At 37.5% G+C, this 19,601-nt stretch carries 16 protein-coding genes; 13 read left to right on the top strand and 3 right to left on the bottom strand.

Annotation, left to right across the window (positions count from 1 at the left end):
• Nucleotides 1-24: 24 nt before the first annotated feature.
• Nucleotides 25-1,875, bottom strand: coding sequence for a membrane protein insertase YidC (yidC, locus tag PHO71_RS05000; RefSeq protein WP_300199825.1), 1,851 nt, complete (start codon nt 1,873-1,875; stop codon nt 25-27).
• A 60-nt stretch (nt 1,876-1,935) separates the two neighbouring features.
• Nucleotides 1,936-3,549 carry a CTP synthase gene (locus tag PHO71_RS04995; protein WP_300199822.1) on the bottom strand — a complete coding sequence of 538 codons (1,614 nt, stop codon included), beginning with the start codon at nt 3,547-3,549 and terminating at the stop codon, nt 1,936-1,938.
• A 186-nt stretch (nt 3,550-3,735) separates the two neighbouring features.
• On the opposite strand from PHO71_RS04995, the gene PHO71_RS04990 reads away from it, so the two are divergent.
• The 10 genes from PHO71_RS04990 (at nt 3,736) to galE (ending at nt 13,463) form a co-directional block, all read left to right on the top strand.
• On the top strand, nt 3,736-5,175 hold the full coding sequence (locus tag PHO71_RS04990; protein ID WP_300200031.1) for a DUF3078 domain-containing protein: 1,440 nt from the start codon (nt 3,736-3,738) through the stop codon (nt 5,173-5,175).
• A gap of 550 nt (nt 5,176-5,725) precedes the next feature.
• Nucleotides 5,726-6,304 carry a hypothetical protein gene (locus PHO71_RS04985; RefSeq protein WP_300199820.1) on the top strand — a complete coding sequence of 193 codons (579 nt, stop codon included), beginning with the start codon at nt 5,726-5,728 and terminating at the stop codon, nt 6,302-6,304.
• 210 nt (nt 6,305-6,514) lie between these two features.
• Nucleotides 6,515-6,937 (top strand): SoxR reducing system RseC family protein, encoded by a 423-nt coding sequence (locus PHO71_RS04980; protein WP_300199817.1) that lies wholly within the window; start codon nt 6,515-6,517, stop codon nt 6,935-6,937.
• A gap of 6 nt (nt 6,938-6,943) precedes the next feature.
• Nucleotides 6,944-7,810: a Fe-S cluster domain-containing protein gene (locus tag PHO71_RS04975; RefSeq protein WP_300199814.1), complete on the top strand. Its 867-nt coding sequence runs from the start codon at nt 6,944-6,946 to the stop codon at nt 7,808-7,810.
• 24 nt (nt 7,811-7,834) lie between these two features.
• Nucleotides 7,835-9,172 (top strand): electron transport complex subunit RsxC, encoded by a 1,338-nt coding sequence (gene rsxC / locus PHO71_RS04970; protein ID WP_300199811.1) that lies wholly within the window; start codon nt 7,835-7,837, stop codon nt 9,170-9,172.
• Nucleotides 9,173-9,178: 6 nt separating this feature from the next.
• On the top strand, nt 9,179-10,171 hold the full coding sequence (locus PHO71_RS04965; protein ID WP_300199807.1) for an RnfABCDGE type electron transport complex subunit D: 993 nt from the start codon (nt 9,179-9,181) through the stop codon (nt 10,169-10,171).
• A complete protein-coding gene (locus PHO71_RS04960; protein WP_300199804.1) occupies nt 10,168-10,899 on the top strand; it encodes an RnfABCDGE type electron transport complex subunit G in 732 nt (243 codons plus the stop codon). Before PHO71_RS04965 ends, PHO71_RS04960 begins: the two co-directional genes overlap by 4 nt.
• A gap of 14 nt (nt 10,900-10,913) precedes the next feature.
• Entirely contained in the window at nt 10,914-11,501 is a 588-nt protein-coding gene (gene rsxE, locus PHO71_RS04955; RefSeq protein ID WP_300199801.1) for an electron transport complex subunit RsxE, read from the top strand.
• Between the two features lie 8 nt (nt 11,502-11,509).
• Entirely contained in the window at nt 11,510-12,082 is a 573-nt protein-coding gene (gene rsxA, locus PHO71_RS04950) for an electron transport complex subunit RsxA (protein ID WP_300199798.1), read from the top strand.
• A 346-nt stretch (nt 12,083-12,428) separates the two neighbouring features.
• The gene (gene galE, locus PHO71_RS04945; RefSeq protein WP_300199796.1) at nt 12,429-13,463 is read left to right on the top strand and encodes a UDP-glucose 4-epimerase GalE; all 1,035 of its coding nucleotides are present in this window, start codon (nt 12,429-12,431) and stop codon (nt 13,461-13,463) included.
• A gap of 253 nt (nt 13,464-13,716) precedes the next feature.
• Here galE and ispE read toward each other — a convergent pair whose 3' ends face one another.
• Nucleotides 13,717-14,541 (bottom strand): 4-(cytidine 5'-diphospho)-2-C-methyl-D-erythritol kinase, encoded by an 825-nt coding sequence (ispE, locus tag PHO71_RS04940; RefSeq protein WP_300199793.1) that lies wholly within the window; start codon nt 14,539-14,541, stop codon nt 13,717-13,719.
• A gap of 134 nt (nt 14,542-14,675) precedes the next feature.
• Here ispE and dnaB point away from each other — a divergent pair, with 134 nt between their 5' ends.
• The 3 genes from dnaB (at nt 14,676) to PHO71_RS04925 (ending at nt 19,598) form a co-directional block, all read left to right on the top strand.
• On the top strand, nt 14,676-16,226 hold the full coding sequence (gene dnaB / locus PHO71_RS04935) for a replicative DNA helicase (protein WP_300199790.1): 1,551 nt from the start codon (nt 14,676-14,678) through the stop codon (nt 16,224-16,226).
• Between the two features lie 1,166 nt (nt 16,227-17,392).
• Nucleotides 17,393-18,433: a helix-turn-helix domain-containing protein gene (locus tag PHO71_RS04930; protein ID WP_300199787.1), complete on the top strand. Its 1,041-nt coding sequence runs from the start codon at nt 17,393-17,395 to the stop codon at nt 18,431-18,433.
• 121 nt (nt 18,434-18,554) lie between these two features.
• On the top strand, nt 18,555-19,598 hold the full coding sequence (locus tag PHO71_RS04925) for a helix-turn-helix domain-containing protein (RefSeq protein WP_300199784.1): 1,044 nt from the start codon (nt 18,555-18,557) through the stop codon (nt 19,596-19,598).
• The last annotated feature ends 3 nt before the right edge of the window (nt 19,599-19,601 follow it).

The following is a 19,601-nucleotide window of genomic DNA, read 5'->3' as shown; positions in this document are numbered from 1 at the left end:
AATATATTTTCGGAACTAAGTTCCTTATCGTTTATTCTGTTTCTGCTGCTGTAATTGCTCCTGTTGCTTTTGCATAGCTTCCAGGCGTGCAGCAAATCCGGTCTTTTTCATTTGTTTCGGGTCCTTCTTTTTAGCCTCCAAGATTTCTAATAACTTAGTTTCGTTCGTTGTTCTGCGCAACAAAATTACTGTTCCTACACTAATCAACGTTGATACGAAATAATAATAGTTCAATCCGGAAGGATAATCATTCAAGACGAACAAGAACATAATAGGCATCAGATACATCATCCATTTCATAGCTGCCATTTGTGGCTGAGCCCCTGTATCCTGCATAGACATTGTATATTTTGTATTCAGGACATTCGTTACCGTCATCAACAAGCAGAATAAACTGAGGTGGTTACCCAAGAACGGAATATGGAACGGAAATGTAATGAATGCATCATAAGTTGAAAGGTCATCCGCCCACAAGAAACTTTGCTGACGAAGTTCGATTGCGCTTGGCACGAACATAAACAACGCCATCAAGATAGGGAATTGCAATAGCATTGGCAGACAGCCACCCATCGGGCTTACTCCATACTGGCTGTACAGACCCATCACTTCCTGCTGTTTCTTCATTGCGTCTTCCTGCTTCGGATATTTTTTGTTGATCTCGTCGATTTTCGGTTTCAGTACACGCATCTTAGCAGAAGACATATACGTTTTCCATGTAGCCGGATAAACTACTACTTTTACTATAATTGTCAGAATCAGTAATACGATACCCATGCTCAATCCCCAACTGGTCAGCCAATCGAAAATGTTGATGGTGATATACTTGTTGATTTCGCGTACAATAGGCCATCCCAGATATACCAGTCTTGAAAGTTCCCATTTTTCAGTACGTCCCTTATCCAGAGCTTGCAGTGTCTTGAAATGGTTCGGACCGAAATACAAAAACATTTCTGTCGGTTGTTTTCCTGTGGGATCAAAGAAAGTACTCATATCGGCAGAATAATCTTTGATATATCCGCTTCCTTGTTGTTCCATCTTCGATTTAACGGAAACCTTATTGAAATCCTGATCAGCAATGAATACAGAAGAGAAGAATTGGTTTTTGAAAGCAACCCAATCAATCTGCATATTTTCCAGATTCTTTTCATCATCTTTTGCAGCCGACAAGTTATCTACGTTATCACCCTTCACCTTATAAGTCAGCTCGGCAAGACGGTTTTCATAAGTGAATCCCTTTTCCAATTGGCGGGCACGTTGTGACCAGTCGATATCCACATAATCAGTGTTAGCCAATTTATCCGCCATACCCGTTGCTTTGATTTCAAAGTTCATCAGGTAGCTGTCCGGTTTCAACGTATAGATAAAATCAATATAACTGGCACTATCTGCTGCCAAACGCATTGTAATGCTGCTATCAGTCTTATTCACTGCTTCGAAATAGCAATCCTTTGTCTGAATGGCTCCCTGCTTGTTGTAGAAATTGAAATTCATTGAAGCATCATCGCCATTGAACAATACAACCGGGGTCTTTTTGTCTTGAGACATATAGTCTTTCAGCATTGCAGAGTAAACTCGTCCGCCTTTTGTTGAGAACGTTATTTGTGCTACATTGTTCTCGATGCTGATTTTAGAGTCAGTTCCATGCATTGTATTGAAAAACATAGAAGAAGAATCAGCTTGTGTAGTTGTCTTTTCATTAGACAAGGCAGCCTCCGTTTTTGCTTTCAGTGCTTCTGCTTGCTGTTGGACCAAGGTTATAGAATCGTAGTACTTCTGTTGTGCAGCAACCTCCTCCTTACTCGGACGGCTGAAGATACTGAACCCTACCAATAATAAACCTATTAAAACGAAACCAGTGATGGTGTTTTTATCCATTCTTTGTTATTTTTGAATTATAAATTTAGAATTATGAGATTTGTGTGTATTCATCACATTTTACTTTTTTTCGTTTTTTATCGCTGCCTTGACAAATGCAATGAACAACGGATGTGGATTCAATACCGTACTACTATATTCCGGATGGAACTGAGTTCCTATGAACCATTGCAAAGTCGGGATTTCTACAATTTCTACCAAGTCAGATTCCGGATTAATACCCACACACTTCATACCGGCGGCTTCATACTGACTCTTATAATCGTTATTGAATTCATAACGATGGCGATGGCGTTCCTGAATATGCTTCTCGCCATAAGCTTCATAAGCTTTTGATCCTTTCTGAAGCACACATTCGTAAGCACCCAGACGCATCGTGCCACCCATATTAGTAATAGCCTTCTGCTCTTCCATTATATCAATCACGTTATGCGGAGTTTTTTCGTCCATTTCCCGTGAGTCAGCATCTGCATATCCTAGTACATTACGAGCAAATTCGATCGCAATACATTGCATACCCAAACAGATACCAAAAGTTGGAATATCATGCGTACGAGTATATTTAATAGCAACGAATTTACCATCAATGCCACGCTGGCCGAATCCCGGTCCGATCATGACACCGGACATACCTTTCAGAGCTTCCGCTACATTTTCATCTGTCAGTTTTTCACTGTTGATGAAGTGCACTTCCACCTTGCGGTCATTATAGGTTCCTGCTTGTGACAATGCTTCGCGAATTGATTTGTAAGCATCCTGTAAATCATATTTTCCCACCAATGCAATATTAACCGGTGCTTTAGTTTCTGCAGCATGACGACGTTCCAGAAACTTACGCCAAGGACCAAGTTCCGGAGTCTCCCCAACCGGCAATCCCATTTTCTGGAGAATTGTTTTATCCAGATCTTGTGCTTGCATCAGAATAGGTACTTCATAAATAGTAGGTGCATCAATAGACTGTATTACTGCTTTTTCGTCCACATTACAAAATAAAGCTACTTTTTTGCGCAAATCGTCACTCAACGGATGTTCTGTACGCAGAACCAATACATCTGGTTGGATGCCCATACTTTGTAACTCCTTTACAGAGTGTTGTGTCGGTTTGGTTTTTAGTTCTCCTGCAGCAGCTAAGTAAGGTACATAAGTCAAATGTACGCAAAGAGCATTCTTACCAAGCTCCCATTTTAGCTGACGGATACTTTCGAGGTATGGAAGTGATTCGATATCCCCTACAGTTCCACCGATTTCGGTAATTACAAAATCGAATTTGTATTTATTGCCCAGCAATTTCACATTACGCTTAATCTCATCTGTGATATGAGGAATTACCTGAATTGTTTTTCCCAGGTAGTCTCCCCGACGTTCCTTATCTATAACGCTTTTATAGATACGTCCTGTAGTAATGTTGTTAGCCTTTGTTGTCTGGATGCCTAAGAATCGCTCGTAATGCCCCAGATCAAGATCTGCCTCATGTCCGTCTACAGTCACATAACACTCTCCATGTTCATAAGGATTTAGCGTTCCCGGGTCGATGTTGATATACGGGTCAAACTTTTGGATTGTTACATTGTAACCTCTTGCTTGCAGCAATTTACCGATGGATGACGAAATGATACCTTTTCCCAATGAAGAGGCTACACCACCGGTGACGAAAATATACTTTGTTTCTCCCACAGCTATAACTGTTTTAATTATTGTTTACTTAGTAGTCTTTTTACAAACTTAAAAACCGCAAAATTATAAAAAAAAGAGGAAGTATGCAGTTTTTCGCTCCAACAAATTTATTAAAAAATGCAATTTTAAAAGAATCCTATGATTTCTGAACAAAATAATGTAGATTTGCAGCAAATTAGGACTATTATGAGATGGAAAAATGTTTTGTTAGCAGCTTTTATGATAAGCTTTACTGCATCACTGATGGCGCAGACTAAGAAGCAACCTACCATAGTGGAAAAAGCTAAGGTAGTGGAAGCAGATACACTTTCGTCGTTTCTCCAGAAATATTTGATGTTACGGCTAAATATGTCTGGAGATACTCCTAAACTGGATACAGTTTCTTTTTTATATAATAAGTATATCGGTCAGTTGGATTATTTGAATGATCCGTCAGTACCTCCACGTTATATCCCAGTTGATCCGGATTATTACCGTCTGTTTACTCCATTGGCTTATTACTATGCACCTATAGAGCAATATTCCAAAATGGACTGGAAACCTGCTCAATTTGATTCTTTACCAAAGAATATGAGGCCGGCTGCCCTTTTGCCATATGACACTTCTCTCTTTACAAAAGGGAAACGAACTAAAGCCTTAGTCAATGAAGCATTGATGGGTCTTTACCTTAATCATCCAGAACTTCTTGTTACTACGGAAGACCGGATAATGAGCCGTACTGTGTTCCGTAAAGATGAGAAACCGGAAATTTCACCTAGGACAAAAGTACTCGAATTATTCCAGCCGGAAGAGATGAATGCAAATGTTGGTAACGCGAAAATAAAACTTTCCAGACCTAACTGGTGGGTAACTGGTGGTAACGGCTCTTTGCAAATCAGCCAAAATCACATTTCAGAAAACTGGTATAATGGAGGAGAAAGTAACTTTTCAGGTTTGGCTACTTTGCAGTTGCGTGCCAATTATAATGATAATGAAAAAATTCTTTTTGAGAACCAGATGGAAGCTAGACTTGGTTTGACCTCTACACCGTCAGATAAATTTCATAACTATCTGATCACGACTGATCAATTTCGTCTTTACAACAAATTAGGTTTAAGAGCTCTCAAAAATTGGTATTATACAATCTCCTCAGAATTTAAGACTCAGTTTTGTCATGGTTACAAAGGTAATAATGAAACGATGGTTTCTGCCTTTATGTCTCCTGCCGATCTGGCTGTCAGTATGGGTATGGACTATAAGTTGAACAAAAAGAAATTTAATCTTTCTGTCTTTATTGCTCCTTTGACGTACAATTTACGTTATGTAGGTAACTCAAAGGTGAGTGAAACCTCATTTGGACTTGAAAAAGGCAAATGCTCTAAAAACAGCTTTGGTTCTCAAGTTCAACCTACATTCAATTGGAGGATTATTTCTGCTCTTACCTTTGACTCTCGTCTGAACTATTTGACAAACTATGAATGGGTACGTATTGAGTGGGAAAATACATTCAATTTTGTGTTAAATCGTTATTTCTCTACTAAACTTTATATTTATGCCCGTTATGATGATACAACGAAGCCTAAAGAAGATCAGAGTTATTTCCAGTTGAAAGAGCTGCTTAGCTTTGGTATCAATTATAATTGGTAATGCAAGCTGCGATGTTGTAAATATGTAATCGGTAAAATGATTTAATAATATTATAAGGTCATATCGATATTAAACTCGATATGACCTTATTTTTTGTTTAGAACAGAGTCTAATAGTGTGTAGATAATATTTAGATGAGAACGATGAAAACATCAGGAATTTATGTTGCCGGAAAAAATGCCTTCCCGAGTCCGACTATAGCAGTTGCTACGTCAATACCTACTTTTTTGGTTATACTGAGAAAATAGTTAATGATAATGAATTGTTGCTGAATAAACCAGTTAGAATTGCTTCGATGGCTGAATTCAATTTTTGTTTCGGAAGTGCTCCGATGTCTATGTTTACTATGGTTGATGCTGGAGGGCGTAAAGAGTCATTATTGGAGTGTGGAATTTGAAAATTTGTAGTAAAGCGTACGGGAATGCCTTTTATATTACCATTTATAAATGTTTTTCGGTAATGGTGGCGGCCCTTGTTATATCGTTTCTATCGGTAGCTACACTGTCGATCAATTAGATGTGAATGTATTTAAAGTGTTATTGATCCACTTATGAAAGAGCAAGAACCAACGATGATACTTTGTCCTGATGCGGCAAACGTGACTGAAAGAGATTTATATTATGACTTACAGCGAACAATGTTGAATCATTTTGGCAATCCGATGTTTAATCGTGTATTTATCTTAGATATTTTTGAAGGTTATAAAGACAGCAAAGATTTATCTGGTAATGTTGTAGATGAATTTAGGAATAACATAGGAAATTCATATCTTGATTTCAAAGTGGCATATTATCCTTGGCTAAATACATCAGTTGCCGAGGAAAGAGATCTTACCTTATTAAATATAGTTACTAAAGCTTTGAAAACCATATTAGAAGAATATAAATTTTTGGATTCTCAAAAAAGAACGATTCATATGGAACAAATCAATAAGATAGATGCACAGATGGATATGACTGAAAAAATAATACTTCATACTATACTGATGCAAAATTCTCATATATATAAAGAGAGATTGAAAGGTATGAAACAAATCGTGAATTTATTACCTCCTTCGGCTGTTATGGCAGGTATATATACATTGGTTGCCATTGTGAGGCCTGCTGAATTCATTGAAATTACTTTTTAGCAACAAATATTTGATAGATAGTTGATTTAGAGCATATTTAGAAAAGGATTTATACTATGAAATATCAAATAGCAAGAATCCTTTTTTTTTGTGCGCGATAACGTATATACGAAAAATAACATTTTTATATGCAGAAAAAATACAGTGAATGCTTCGTAGTTCACAAATAATGCTTAAATTTGCCGCAATTTGTAATGTTGAGTTTGCAAAATGGCTAATACAATAGAGCATTTAGGTATTGTGGAAAACATACAAGGTTCTCATCTATCCGTGAGAATCATTCAGACGTCGGCTTGCGCAGCTTGTAGTGCAAAGGGGCATTGTTCCTCAGCAGATCGTAAAGACAAGGTAATTGATATTACCGATACTTTGGCATCTTCGTATCGGATAGGAGAGCAAGTGACGATTATAGGAGAAACCTCTATGGGGATGATGGCAGTGGTGCTAGCTTTTGTAATACCTTTCGTTCTTTTGATTACTTCCTTATTTATATTTATGGCATGGATGGAGAATGAGCTTTATGCAGCACTTTCTTCATTAATTATTCTTATACCTTATTACTTCATTCTTTGGTTAAATAAAGCACGACTGAAACAAAAATTTTCGTTTACTATAAAACCAATAAATATTTAAAACACTATGAATTTGATTCTGATTGCAGTGATTTCATTGGGAGCAATAGCGCTTGTACTAGCCGCTATCCTTTATGTTGCTTCCAAGAAATTTGCCGTGTATGAAGATCCGAGAATTGCTCAGGTAGGCGAGGTGTTACCGCAAGCTAATTGTGGTGGATGTGGCTATCCTGGTTGTAGCGGATTTGCTGATGCCTGTGTAAAAGCCGGTTCGTTGGATGGCAAATTTTGTCCGGTGGGTGGACAACCTGTTATGGCAAAAGTTGCTGATATTCTCGGACTGGCGGCCGATGAAGCTGAACCAATGGTCGCGGTAGTGAGATGTAATGGTACTTGTGCTAACCGTCCGCGTATTAATCAATACGACGGTGCTAAAAGTTGTGCCATTGCTGCTTCATTATATGGTGGAGAAACAGGATGTAGTTATGGTTGCTTGGGATGTGGTGATTGTGTGGCTGCTTGTCAGTTTGATGCTATTCACATGAATCCTGAGACCGGACTTCCTGAAGTTGACGAGGTGAAATGTACAGCTTGTGGCGCTTGTGTGAAGGCTTGTCCGAAAGCTATTATTGAAATTCGTCCTCAGGGTAAGAAGTCGCGCCGTGTGTATGTGCAATGTGTCAATAAGGACAAAGGAGCTGTTGCTCGTAAGGCTTGTACAGTAAGTTGCATCGGATGTGGTAAATGCGTCAAAGTCTGTCCGTTTGAGGCAATCACTTTAGAAAATAATTTGGCTTACATTGATCCTTACAAGTGTAAATTGTGTCGTAAATGTGAAGAAGCTTGTCCGCAGGATACTATTATAGCTTTGAATTTTCCTCCGCGTAAACCAAAGACGGAAGAAGTATCAGTTGCTCCGAAAGTAATAGAATAATAACAGAATAAAATACAGAATTGTATGTTAAAGACATTTTCAATTGGTGGAGTTCATCCACACGAAAATAAATTGTCGGCACATCAACCTATCATCACGGCGGAAGTTCCTGCAAAAGCTGTTATCCTGTTGGGGCAGCATATCGGTGCGCCTGCCAAACCGATTGTTGCAAAAGGAGATGTGGTAAAGGTTGGTACTAAGATTGCTGAATCTGCCGGCTTTGTTTCTGCTGCAATTCACTCTTCAGTCAGTGGTAAAGTGGCGAAGATTGATACAGTAATCGATGCTAGTGGTTATGCTAAACCGGCTATTTATATTGATGTAGAAGGTGACGAATGGGAAGAATCCATTGACCGTAGTGCGACTTTGGTGAAAGAATGTGAGTTGTCATCAGAGGAAATCGTAAAGAAGATCGCCGATGCCGGTATTGTTGGTTTGGGTGGAGCCTGTTTCCCTACTCAGGTGAAACTATGCCCTCCTCCTTCTTTCAAGGCAGAATGCTTGATTATCAATGCGGTAGAATGTGAACCATACTTAACTGCCGATCATCAATTGATGCTCGAACATGCCGAAGAAGTCATGGTAGGTGTCTCTATCCTGATGAAAGCCGTAAAAGTAAATAAAGCCTTTATCGGAATCGAAAATAATAAGCCTGATGCAATTGAACTCATGACAAAAGTTGCTTCTAGTTATGCAGGTATCGAAATTGTTCCTTTGAAGGTGAAATATCCGCAGGGAGGCGAGAAACAACTGATTGATGCCATTACTAAACGCCAGGTTGCAAGCGGTGCATTACCTATTTCTACTGGCGCAGTTGTACAGAATGTAGGTACTGCGTTTGCAGTTTATCAGGCAGTACAGAAAAATAAGCCATTGTTTGAACGGGTAATTACAGTAACCGGAAAATCCGTATCAAAACCTTCTAATTTTCTGGCACGTATAGGCACTCCGATGAGTCAGCTGATCGAAGCTAGCGGTGGTTTGCCCGAAGATACAGGAAAAGTGATTGGTGGTGGTCCGATGATGGGTAAAGCATTGATAAATATTGATGTTCCAACTGCCAAAGGAAGTTCCGGCATTCTCATAATGAACCGTAAGGAAGCAAAACGCGGTGAAGAGCAAACTTGCATCCGTTGTGCTAAATGTGTCAGCGCTTGTCCGATGGGCTTGGAGCCATACTTACTTGGAGCCTTATCTGAGAATGCAGATTTTGAAAGAATGGAAAAAGAAAGAATCATGGATTGTATCGAGTGTGGTTCCTGCCAGTTCACTTGTCCCGCAAACCGTCCGTTACTTGACTATTGCCGATTGGGTAAGGGTAAGGTAGGCGGAATGATTCGTGCACGTCAAGCTAAAAAATAATGAAGTATGGAAAATAAATTAATCGTATCATTATCGCCCCATGTTCACAGTGGAGACAGCGTGCAAAAGAATATGTACGGTGTGCTGATTGCACTTATACCGGCATTCTTGGTGTCTCTTTATTTTTTCGGACTGGGTGCCCTGATTGTCACGGCTACTTCCGTGGCTGCCTGTTTGTTTTTTGAATGGGCTATTGTTAAATTCTTGATGAAGAAACCTGCCACAACCATCTGTGATGGTTCTGCCATCATAACAGGTGTGTTGCTGGCATTTAATTTACCTTCCAATCTGCCTGTATGGATTATTATTTTGGGAGCATTGTTTGCTATTGGTGTCGGAAAGATGTCTTTTGGCGGATTAGGTTGTAATCCTTTCAATCCGGCTTTGGCAGGACGCGTATTCTTGCTGCTTTCATTTCCGGTGCAGATGACTAGTTGGCCGTTGGTTGGACAACTGACCGCATATACCGATGCTACCACCGGAGCTACTCCGTTGGCGTTGATGAAGCAAGCTATTTATGGTGATACCAATGCTTTGAGCCAGCTTCCGGATGCTTTTAGTCTGTTTATCGGGCAGAATAGTGGATGTATTGGTGAAGTAAGTGCGTTGGCGTTGTTGTTAGGATTGGTCTATATGCTTTGGAAAAAGATTATCACCTGGCATATTCCGGTATCTATTTTGGTTACAGTATTTGTTTTTGCAGGAATCATGCATCTGGCTGATCCTGATAAGTATGTATCTCCGGTGCTGCAACTGCTTTCAGGAGGTCTGATGTTGGGAGCTGTTTTTATGGCAACTGATTACGTGACTTCTCCGATGAGTAAGAAAGGTATGCTGATTTATGGTATTTGCATCGGTCTGCTGACAGTGATCATCCGTTTGTTCGGTGCGTATCCTGAAGGAATGTCATTTGCCATCCTGATTATGAATGCATTCACTCCGCTGATTAATACCTATTGTAAACCTAAACGCTTTGGGGAGGTAGCGAAGAAGAAATGAAAAAGTTACAATCATCTTTGAAAAATATGTTGCTGGTACTTACAGGAGTCACTGCTGTCTCTGTTGCGTTGCTGGCCTATGTAAACGAACTGACTATGGGACCGATTGCCGAGGCGAATGCAAAGACGCTAAATGAGGCATTGAAAAAAGTGCTTCCTGCGTTCACCAATAATCCTGTAGCCGAAAGCGATACGATATTCAGTGAGAAAGACGGAAAGAAAATCGTAGACTTTATAATTTATCCCGCAAAGGATGGTGAAACTCAGATTGGTACAGCTGTAGAAGCTAAAGCAATGGGCTTTGGTGGAGAACTGAAAGTTTTGGTCGGCTTTGATGCAGAGGGTAAAATATACAATTACTCTTTGTTGTCCCATGTAGAAACTCCGGGATTGGGATCCAAAGCCGACAAATGGTTTGGTGCTTATGATCCTGCTAAGGGTGAAAATGCTGTATCACATAACGAGAGTAAAAAATCTATTTTGGGTATGAATCCGGGAGAATCTCCGATTGCTGTCAGCAAAGACGGAGGTCAGGTAGATGCGATCACTGCTTCTACAATTACTTCTCGTGCTTTCCTGAATGCAGTAAATGGTGCATATCAGGCTTATAAATCCGGAAATGGTGGTATGAATAGCGTTACAGGTGCTTCTCAAAAAGCAGCCGGAATGGATGTGGCTTCGGGAGCTACTATTAAAGTTGAAATTACTGATTCAGTCAGTGCAAATTAAGAAAGGAGACAGCTATGAATAACTTTAAAGTAATGATGAACGGGATTGTCAAAGAGAATCCAATATTTGTGCTCCTGCTTGGTATGTGTCCTACATTGGGTACGACTTCGTCGGCTATCAATGGTATGGGTATGGGATTGGCTACTATGTTCGTGTTGATTTGCTCGAATATGGTAATTTCATCCATTAAAAATCTCATTCCGGATATGGTCCGTATACCGGCGTTTATTGTGGTAATTGCATCGTTTGTAACTTTGCTTCAGATGATGATGCAAGCTTATGTTCCGGGGCTGTATGCTACACTCGGCCTTTTCATTCCGCTGATTGTAGTAAACTGTATCGTACTTGGCCGTGCCGAAGCTTTTGCGGCTAAGAACAATCCGATAGCTTCTATGTTCGATGGTATCGGTATGGGACTTGGTTTCACCATAGCCCTGACTCTACTGGGTGCTGTTCGTGAATTCCTCGGTACCGGTAAGATTTTTGATCTTACCATTTTACCGGAAGAATATGGTATGTTGGTATTTGTGTTAGCACCGGGTGCTTTTATCGCTTTAGGATACCTCATTGCCTTGATTAATTGTTTGAAAAAAGATAAATAATTAAAGAAATGGAATATATATTGATATTTATCTCGGCAATCTTTGTAAATAACATCGTGTTGTCGCAATTCTTGGGGATTTGCCCGTTTCTGGGTGTGTCTAAGAAAGTAGAAACAGCCATGGGAATGAGTGCTGCAGTGGCTTTTGTACTGACCATTGCAACTATTGTTACATTTCTGATCCAGAAATTTGTATTGGATGCTTTCGGATTGGCATATTTGCAAACAATTACTTTCATTTTGGTCATTGCTGCATTGGTTCAGATGGTGGAGATTATTCTGAAGAAGGTATCTCCTGCATTGTATCAGGCTTTAGGTGTGTTCCTGCCGTTGATTACAACCAACTGTTGTATTTTAGGTGTAGCCATTCTGGTTATTCAGAAAGACTTCGACCTGCTGACAGGAGTTGTATACGCATTCTCGACAGCATTAGGCTTTGGGTTGGCATTAGTGCTATTTGCCGGATTGCGTGAGCAAATGAGTCTGGTGAAAGTCCCGAAAGGAATGCAGGGAACTCCGATTGCTTTAATTACAGCTGGATTATTGGCTATGGCATTTATGGGATTCTCTGGTGTAGTATAATAAATAAGAGGTTTGGCAGCTACTGTAAATGAGATTCAGAAGTTGGTCAAACAATAAATATATAATTTATCAGACGCGGATGACGCGGATAACACGGATTAAATAGGTTTCGCTATATTTGAATAGTAAAAACTCCCCGTTATTCGTCTCATCCGCGTCTGAAGAATAGTGATTATGGACTTTTGATACAACTTCGACTTTCTGTTATATTTTCCGAATTAATTGTTCTATTAATACTCCAAGGAAAATAATTTTCTTGTGGATTATTGCATTCTCATTTTATTTCCATACATTTGTACCTCAAACAAATCGGAAACCGAAAGAACTAACCATATTTGTAAAGTTTATGAAAGAAAGAATTTTAGTAACGGGTGGAACCGGCTATATTGGTTCTCATACTGTTGTGGAGTTACAAAATAGTGGATATGAAGTAGTCATTATCGATAATTTGTCAAACTCAGGTGCAGATGTCGTTGATAATATAGAGAAAGTATCCGGAATTCGTCCTGCGTTCGAAAAATTAGATTGCTTGGATTTAGCGGGTCTTGACGCTGTATTTACTAAATATAAAGGAATTAAAGCTATTATTCATTTTGCTGCAAGCAAAGCTGTAGGTGAATCTGTACAGAAACCGTTGCTTTATTATCGTAATAATCTGGTTTCTCTGATCAATTTACTGGAACTGATGCCAAAACATGGAGTAGAAGGCATTGTTTTCTCTTCTTCTTGTACTGTTTATGGTCAGCCCGATGAACTTCCGGTAACTGAAAAAGCTCCGATCAAGAAAGCTGAATCTCCTTATGGAAATACAAAACAAATCAATGAAGAAATTATTCGTGACACAATAACATCCGGTGCTCCGATCAATGCTATTATGTTACGTTATTTTAATCCGATTGGCGCACACCCTACTGCATTGTTAGGTGAACTGCCCAATGGTGTTCCTCAAAACTTAATTCCTTACCTGACTCAAACTGCTATGGGTATCCGTGAGAAGCTGAGTGTGTTTGGTGACGATTATAATACTCCCGATGGTTCTTGCATCCGTGATTTTATTAATGTTGTGGACTTGGCAAAGGCTCACGTGATAGCTATCCGTCGTATTCTTGAGAAGAAACAAAAAGAAAAAGCTGAAGTATTCAATATTGGTACAGGACGTGGAGTTTCTGTATTGGAATTGATTAACGGTTTTGAAAAAGTTACCGGTGTAAAACTGAATTATGAAATTGTTGGTCGTCGTGCTGGCGATATCGAAAAAGTTTGGGCAAACCCTGACTTTGCAAATCAGGAATTGGGTTGGAAGGCTGTAGAAACTTTGGAAGATACATTGCGTTCTGCATGGAACTGGCAATTGAAACTTCGTGAAAAAGGAATTCAATAAGATATAAATTGTTTTTAAAATATACATAACCTTAAACAAATGAGAGAAACTGTTTGTTTAATTCTTTGCAAACCACTCTGACGCTTATTAGCGTGTATGTGAATATGCCTAATTAGTACATATGCCTCCCCGGCATAGACAGGTGATTGCATAGTAGTTTTGTCGTGTTTTATTTTGTGTTTGTGTTGTGACGGTACTACGACGAGAGTCGTGGTACCGTTTTTTTATGGAAGATCAAAGTTTTCTTTGATTTTTATAATTTTCCTTTGAAGCAAAATACATTTTCTTCAATATTAATTGGGGGGATAGAATATTCCGGTTCAAACAAACCGAAAACGGATGAACCAGAACCACTCATCGATGCGTAGATAGCTCCTTGAGCATAAAGTTCTTCTTTTATTTCCCTGATTACCGGATGTTGTGGAAATACACTGGCCTCAAAATCATTTATCAGTAACGACTTCCATTCTTTAATCGGACGCTTAATAACTTCTTTTACCGGGTATTTAGGGTAGTGAGGATCAATATTAGAAAAGGCTTCCCGGGTAGAAACAAATACATCAGGTTTGATAATGATAATCTGATATCCTTTTAATGAAAGTGAAATAGGAGAGAATTTATTTCCGATCCCTTCGGCAAAGGTAGGTACATTCCTAATAAAAAATGCACAGTCAGCTCCTAAAATTGCCGCATATATCTCCAATTCATTATCAGACAATTTAAGTTGATAATGTTCATTAAGCAATTTCAGCATAAAAGCCGCATCTGCTGAACCACCTCCCAGACCCGCTCCCGAGGGTATATGTTTGTATAAATGAATATCGATAGGAGAAAGATGATACTTTTTATCTAGTAGTAGATAAGCTTTTACTGCTAAGTTATCTTCTGGATTTCCTATTATTTCCAGACCATACTGATATAAATTGAACTTTTTATCTTCTTTCGTGCTAGTCTGAATTTCTAATGCATCTTCAAGAGCTACCGGATAAAAAACAGTTTCCAGATTGTGATATCCGTCCGGACGTTTTTCTGTGATAGAAAGTCCCAAATTTATTTTTGCATTAGGAAAGGTGATCATTTTATTGAGTGATTAAAGAGGTTATTGATTCGTTAAATTACTATTGTGTGTGCAAAGTTACTAAAATCTTCATTTTTCCTTATCTTTTCTTCGTGATTATGTTTTATCTTTGTCATCCCATTAAAAAAGAATCCATGGCTGAACAAAGAAAAAATACTCGAAATACTAAATCAACAAAAGTACAACCGGTCAATGATTATGGTCGTATTCAACCACAGGCACCCGAGCTGGAAGAGGCTGTTTTAGGTGCTTTAATGATTGAGAAGGATGCATATTCATTAGTGAGTGAGATTCTTCGTCCAGATTCTTTCTATGAACACCGTCATCAACTGATTTATTCTGCAATAATGGATCTTGCTGTCAATCAGAAACCTGTTGATATCTTGACGGTCAAAGAACAACTTAGTAAACGTGGAGAGTTGGAAGAAGTAGGAGGTCCGTTCTATATTACTCAGTTGAGTAGTAAGGTAGCTTCTTCGGCACATATTGAATATCATGCCCGTATCATTGCTCAAAAATCATTGGCGCGTGAGCTGATCACCTTTACAAGCAATATACAGAGTAAAGCTTTTGATGAAACCCTCGATGTGGACGACTTGATGCAGGAAGCCGAGGGAAAACTATTTGAGATTTCACAGCAGAATATGAAAAAAGATTATACGCAGATCAATCCGGTGATTGATGAAGCCTATAAGTTAATTCAGAAAGCTGCTGCACGAACAGACGGTTTAAGTGGTCTTGAAAGTGGTTTTACGAAACTGGATAAAATGACTGCCGGCTGGCAGAACTCTGACCTTATTATTATTGCTGCCCGTCCTGCCATGGGTAAAACAGCTTTTGTGCTTTCCATGGCAAAAAATATAGCAGTTAATTATCGTAATCCGGTAGCGTTGTTCTCTCTTGAAATGAGTAACGTTCAGTTGGTCAATCGTTTGATCGCAAATGTATGTGAGATCCCCAGTGAGAAAATCAAGAGCGGACAGTTGGCAACTTATGAATGGCAGCAGCTTGATTATAAGTTAAAAGACTTGTTGGATGCACCTTTATTTGTAGATGATACGCCATCTTTGTCTGTGTTCGAACTTCGTACCAAAGCGCGCCGTTTGGTTCGTGAACATGGAGTGCGGGTAATTATTATCGACTACCTTCAGTTGATGAATGCCAGTGGCATGGCTTTTGGCAGTCGCCAGGAAGAGGTGAGTACAATCTCTCGTTCATTGAAAGGATTAGCAAAAGAATTAAGTATTCCAATTATAGCATTGTCTCAGTTGAATCGTGGTGTAGAAAGTCGTGAAGGTATTGATGGTAAGCGACCTCAGTTAAGTGACCTTCGTGAATCTGGAGCTATCGAGCAAGATGCTGATATGGTATGTTTCATTCATCGTCCGGAATATTATAAGATATACCAGGACGATCGTGGGAACGACCTTCGCGGTATGGCTGAAATTGTGATTGCCAAGCACCGTAATGGTGCCGTAGGAGAGGTACTTCTTAGGTTTAAAGGAGAATTTACACGTTTCTCCAATCCTGAGGATGACATGGTTATTCCTATGCCGGGTGAATCTGTCGGAGCTATGTTAGGTTCTAAGTTGAATGCAGGAGATGTTCCATCTCCCGTGCCAGATTTTGCTCCGCAAACAGATAATCCGTTTGGAACACCGGCTGAGGGTCCTTTGCCTTTTTAAAATTAATTTGTACCTTACGGAATTCAAATTACACGAAGAAACCCTTTAGGGTCGTGCTTACATAGCGCTATGTATTATTTTACCTGCATCAAATGTCACATTTATAACTTGAACTCAGGCAGGAGCTACAATCAGAATAAAAATGTATTTTGCTATCATGCCCTCACTATCTTTCTAAACGCCCCTTTTTATAGGACTTTCAGCTATGATAGATCCTATGATAGTGGAGTGGTAGCAACCGTTTGCCCTCACTTTCTGCCGAAGCTATGAACTAACATTCGATTTAGCAGAGGAAATGGTAAAATTAGCATCCATTAGGATGCTATTAAACAAAATTCAAACAGACTCCGATTTATCTTTTATTCCGATAAAATGGGGCGTTTTTAATAAAAAACATAGAAGGTCGCAAATGGTCACTTACTTTTTTTGGCATAAAGGTATCTGTTTTCTACTTTTGTCCTCATAATATTTTATTTTTAATAGTCGTGTATATTATGAAAGTTGGATTATATAATATTATTAATGAAAATATTTTATAGGTTCTGGTATATCTGTAACATGAATAAATAGGTATTTTAAGGTACTTATTTAGGATTAGTAATATAGATGTTAGTTATATCTAATGTCTATATTATCTATGGTATTGATCGATAATGGTATTTTTTTTATAGAAGTTTAATAAAATCGATTCGCTGGTTAGGCATAAATGCATCCATATAAACTATCATTTCCTTTCTAGTAGAGTATTAACAGATAAGTTACTATTCATTAGGAGTAAACTTATTCAATTCTAATAGAAAACTTATTTTTATCAGATACAAATCTATAAATGCAAGTTCCGTTTGTACAAATGGAAGTTTTGATTGTATAAATGCAACTTGCATTTATACAATTGCAAGTTGCATTTATAGTTTATGTCAAATAAACAAGAACTTTACTATTAAATGAACAGAACTTTAGCTTTAATAAACAAGAACTTAACTAATAATACTTTAGAAAAAAGGTAGTATAAGCTAGTACATAATACTAGAGATCAATCAAAGATATCTTTTCCAAAAAATCATATTTTTGATTAAGCACAACATTTTTTTTGTTTGATCGAAATTAAATAAAATCGATTACTAAATGTTATCTTTGTGAGGGTAAATGGTATAACCTTGAACAACATGAAACACGCAAATATTATTCTGTTATCTGTAATAATCTGTATTGGAGGAGTCTTTTTCTTTAATGTCAGCAGAATTACTTATGAAACTAAGATGTCAGAGGTTAAAAAAAAAGCAAAAAAAGCTTTTGTTAAGGCATTAGATAAAGAATTAAAAAGTAGAAATATTGATAACTCTTTATTCTATTTTGATATAAAACCGACTTTAGCTACAAATATTCCAGATTCTGTTTATATTCAGGATTCATTAGGAAAACATTGGTATCGATTAGATCCTAAAAAACATCGTATGAATATGACTAATGATCCAAATCGACGTTTCATGCATTCAGTAACATTTGATGAGTATCCGATTATTCTCGATTCTTTGAATAATATTTGGAAAAAATATCTATTAAAATCAGATATTTTCGTTAAGTGTGCATTGTTTATTTCGGTTACGGGTAGAAATGGTGAAATTGATTCAAAGACTACCTCTCATAGTGAATGGTGTAATTCGTATGATCCAGTGTTTACTAATTATTTAGGTTATGCCTGTGAAATTGAGATAATAGGTTATCTTGCTTACTCTTTGTGGGGTATGATATATATGAAAATTTTGCTTTATTTGTTGCTATATGCTGTTTGCGTATATGTATTTTATAAAATTAGTGTTTTTGTTGGTATGAGATTCAAATCAATGCGCCAAAAGGAAATCATTGAAGTCCCAATTATAAAATTAGTACAAGGTGTACTTGATATTCCTGTACGTTCATATATACTAAATGATAATGTTCTCTTTTATGCTGAGCAAAGGATAATTGAAATAAATGGAATAAGAAAAAAAATGCCATTACAAGCTTGTTTGCTTTTGGAGTTATTTTTAAATTCTAAGGATCATATAGTGACAGATGCTGAAATCATGAATACCTTATGGCCGGATGGTTCCGGTAATTTGAAACGTGTCCATAAAGCGGTTGCACGCTTACGAACTTGTTTGATGACTGATTTTCCCGTTCGTATTGAAAGAGAGAATTTAGATACTTATCAGCTTATTATTTAATCTTAATACTCTGATGAAATAAGTACATTCAACATAACATAATTATTGTTTTATAGAATATAAGTAAAATTGATTGCTAAATACTATCTTTGTGGGGGTAAATGGTATAACCTTGAACAACATGAAACATACGAAAATTATTCTGTTATCTGTTATAATCTGTTTAGGAGGAATTATCTTCTTTATTATCAGCAGAATTACTTATGAATCTAAGAAGGCAGAGGTTAAGGAAAAAGCAAAAGAGACTTTTGCTAAAGCATTAGATCAGGAATTTAAAAGTAGAAATTTGAATTGCAAAATTTTATACTTTTCTGATATGAAGTCTACTGTAGCTGCAAATATTCCAGATTCTGTTTGTTTTCAGGACTCATTAGGAAAATATTGGTATAAATTAGATTCTAAAAAACATTGTATGAATATAACTAATGATGCAAATTTACGTTTTATGCATTCTACGGCATTTGAGAAAAAACCGATTATTCCTGACTCTTTGAATAATATTTGGAAGAAATATCTATTGAAATCAGATCTTTTTGTTAATTCTGCATTGTGTATTTCGGTTACAGGTAGAGGAGGAGATATTGATTCAAAGTCTACTTCTAATAGTGAATGGTGTATTTCGTGTAATCCAATGTTTACTACTTATTTAGGTTATGCTTGTGAAATTGAGATAATAGGTTATCTGCATTATTCTATTTGGAAAATGATGTATATGGAGGCTTTACTTTATTTATTGTTATATGGTGTTTGCGTATTTATAATTTATAAGATTAGTATTTCTGTAATAGTTAAATTAAAATCAATGCATCGAAAGGAAATCATAGAAGTTCCAATTATAAAATTAGTACAAGGAATACCTGATATTCCCGTTCGTTCATATATACTAAATGATAATGTTCTATTTTATGCTGAGCAAAGGATGATTGAAATAAATGGGATTAGGAAAAAAATGCCATTACAAGCTTGTTTGCTTTTAGAGTTATTTTTAAATTCTAAAGACCATATAGTGACAGATACTGAAATCATGAATACTTTATGGCCGGATGGTTCTGGTCATCTAAAACGTGTCCATAAGGCAGTCGCACGTTTACGAACTTATTTAATAACTGATTCTCCTATTCATATTGAAAGAGAAAATTTGGATACTTATCAGCTTATTATTTAATTT

Origin of the sequence: Bacteroides sp. (genome assembly GCF_028690125.1) — a bacterium.
Classification (GTDB): domain Bacteria; phylum Bacteroidota; class Bacteroidia; order Bacteroidales; family Bacteroidaceae; genus Bacteroides.
Note: the sequence above shows the minus strand (reverse complement) of the source record. Positions and strands in the feature narration are given on the sequence as shown.

What these genes read in the sequence shown, in the direction of transcription:
- yidC (WP_300199825.1), bottom strand. Translation starts at nt 1,875, where the DNA reads ATGGATAAAAACACCATCACTGGTTTCGTTTTAATAGGTTTATTATTG.
- PHO71_RS04990 (WP_300200031.1), top strand. Translation starts at nt 3,736, where the DNA reads ATGAGATGGAAAAATGTTTTGTTAGCAGCTTTTATGATAAGCTTTACT.
- PHO71_RS04985 (WP_300199820.1), top strand. Translation starts at nt 5,726, where the DNA reads ATGAAAGAGCAAGAACCAACGATGATACTTTGTCCTGATGCGGCAAAC.
- PHO71_RS04980 (WP_300199817.1), top strand. Translation starts at nt 6,515, where the DNA reads ATGGCTAATACAATAGAGCATTTAGGTATTGTGGAAAACATACAAGGT.
- PHO71_RS04975 (WP_300199814.1), top strand. Translation starts at nt 6,944, where the DNA reads ATGAATTTGATTCTGATTGCAGTGATTTCATTGGGAGCAATAGCGCTT.
- rsxC (WP_300199811.1), top strand. Translation starts at nt 7,835, where the DNA reads ATGTTAAAGACATTTTCAATTGGTGGAGTTCATCCACACGAAAATAAA.
- PHO71_RS04965 (WP_300199807.1), top strand. Translation starts at nt 9,179, where the DNA reads ATGGAAAATAAATTAATCGTATCATTATCGCCCCATGTTCACAGTGGA.
- PHO71_RS04960 (WP_300199804.1), top strand. Translation starts at nt 10,168, where the DNA reads ATGAAAAAGTTACAATCATCTTTGAAAAATATGTTGCTGGTACTTACA.
- rsxE (WP_300199801.1), top strand. Translation starts at nt 10,914, where the DNA reads ATGAATAACTTTAAAGTAATGATGAACGGGATTGTCAAAGAGAATCCA.
- rsxA (WP_300199798.1), top strand. Translation starts at nt 11,510, where the DNA reads ATGGAATATATATTGATATTTATCTCGGCAATCTTTGTAAATAACATC.
- galE (WP_300199796.1), top strand. Translation starts at nt 12,429, where the DNA reads ATGAAAGAAAGAATTTTAGTAACGGGTGGAACCGGCTATATTGGTTCT.
- ispE (WP_300199793.1), bottom strand. Translation starts at nt 14,541, where the DNA reads ATGATCACCTTTCCTAATGCAAAAATAAATTTGGGACTTTCTATCACA.
- dnaB (WP_300199790.1), top strand. Translation starts at nt 14,676, where the DNA reads ATGGCTGAACAAAGAAAAAATACTCGAAATACTAAATCAACAAAAGTA.
- PHO71_RS04930 (WP_300199787.1), top strand. Translation starts at nt 17,393, where the DNA reads ATGAAACACGCAAATATTATTCTGTTATCTGTAATAATCTGTATTGGA.
- PHO71_RS04925 (WP_300199784.1), top strand. Translation starts at nt 18,555, where the DNA reads ATGAAACATACGAAAATTATTCTGTTATCTGTTATAATCTGTTTAGGA.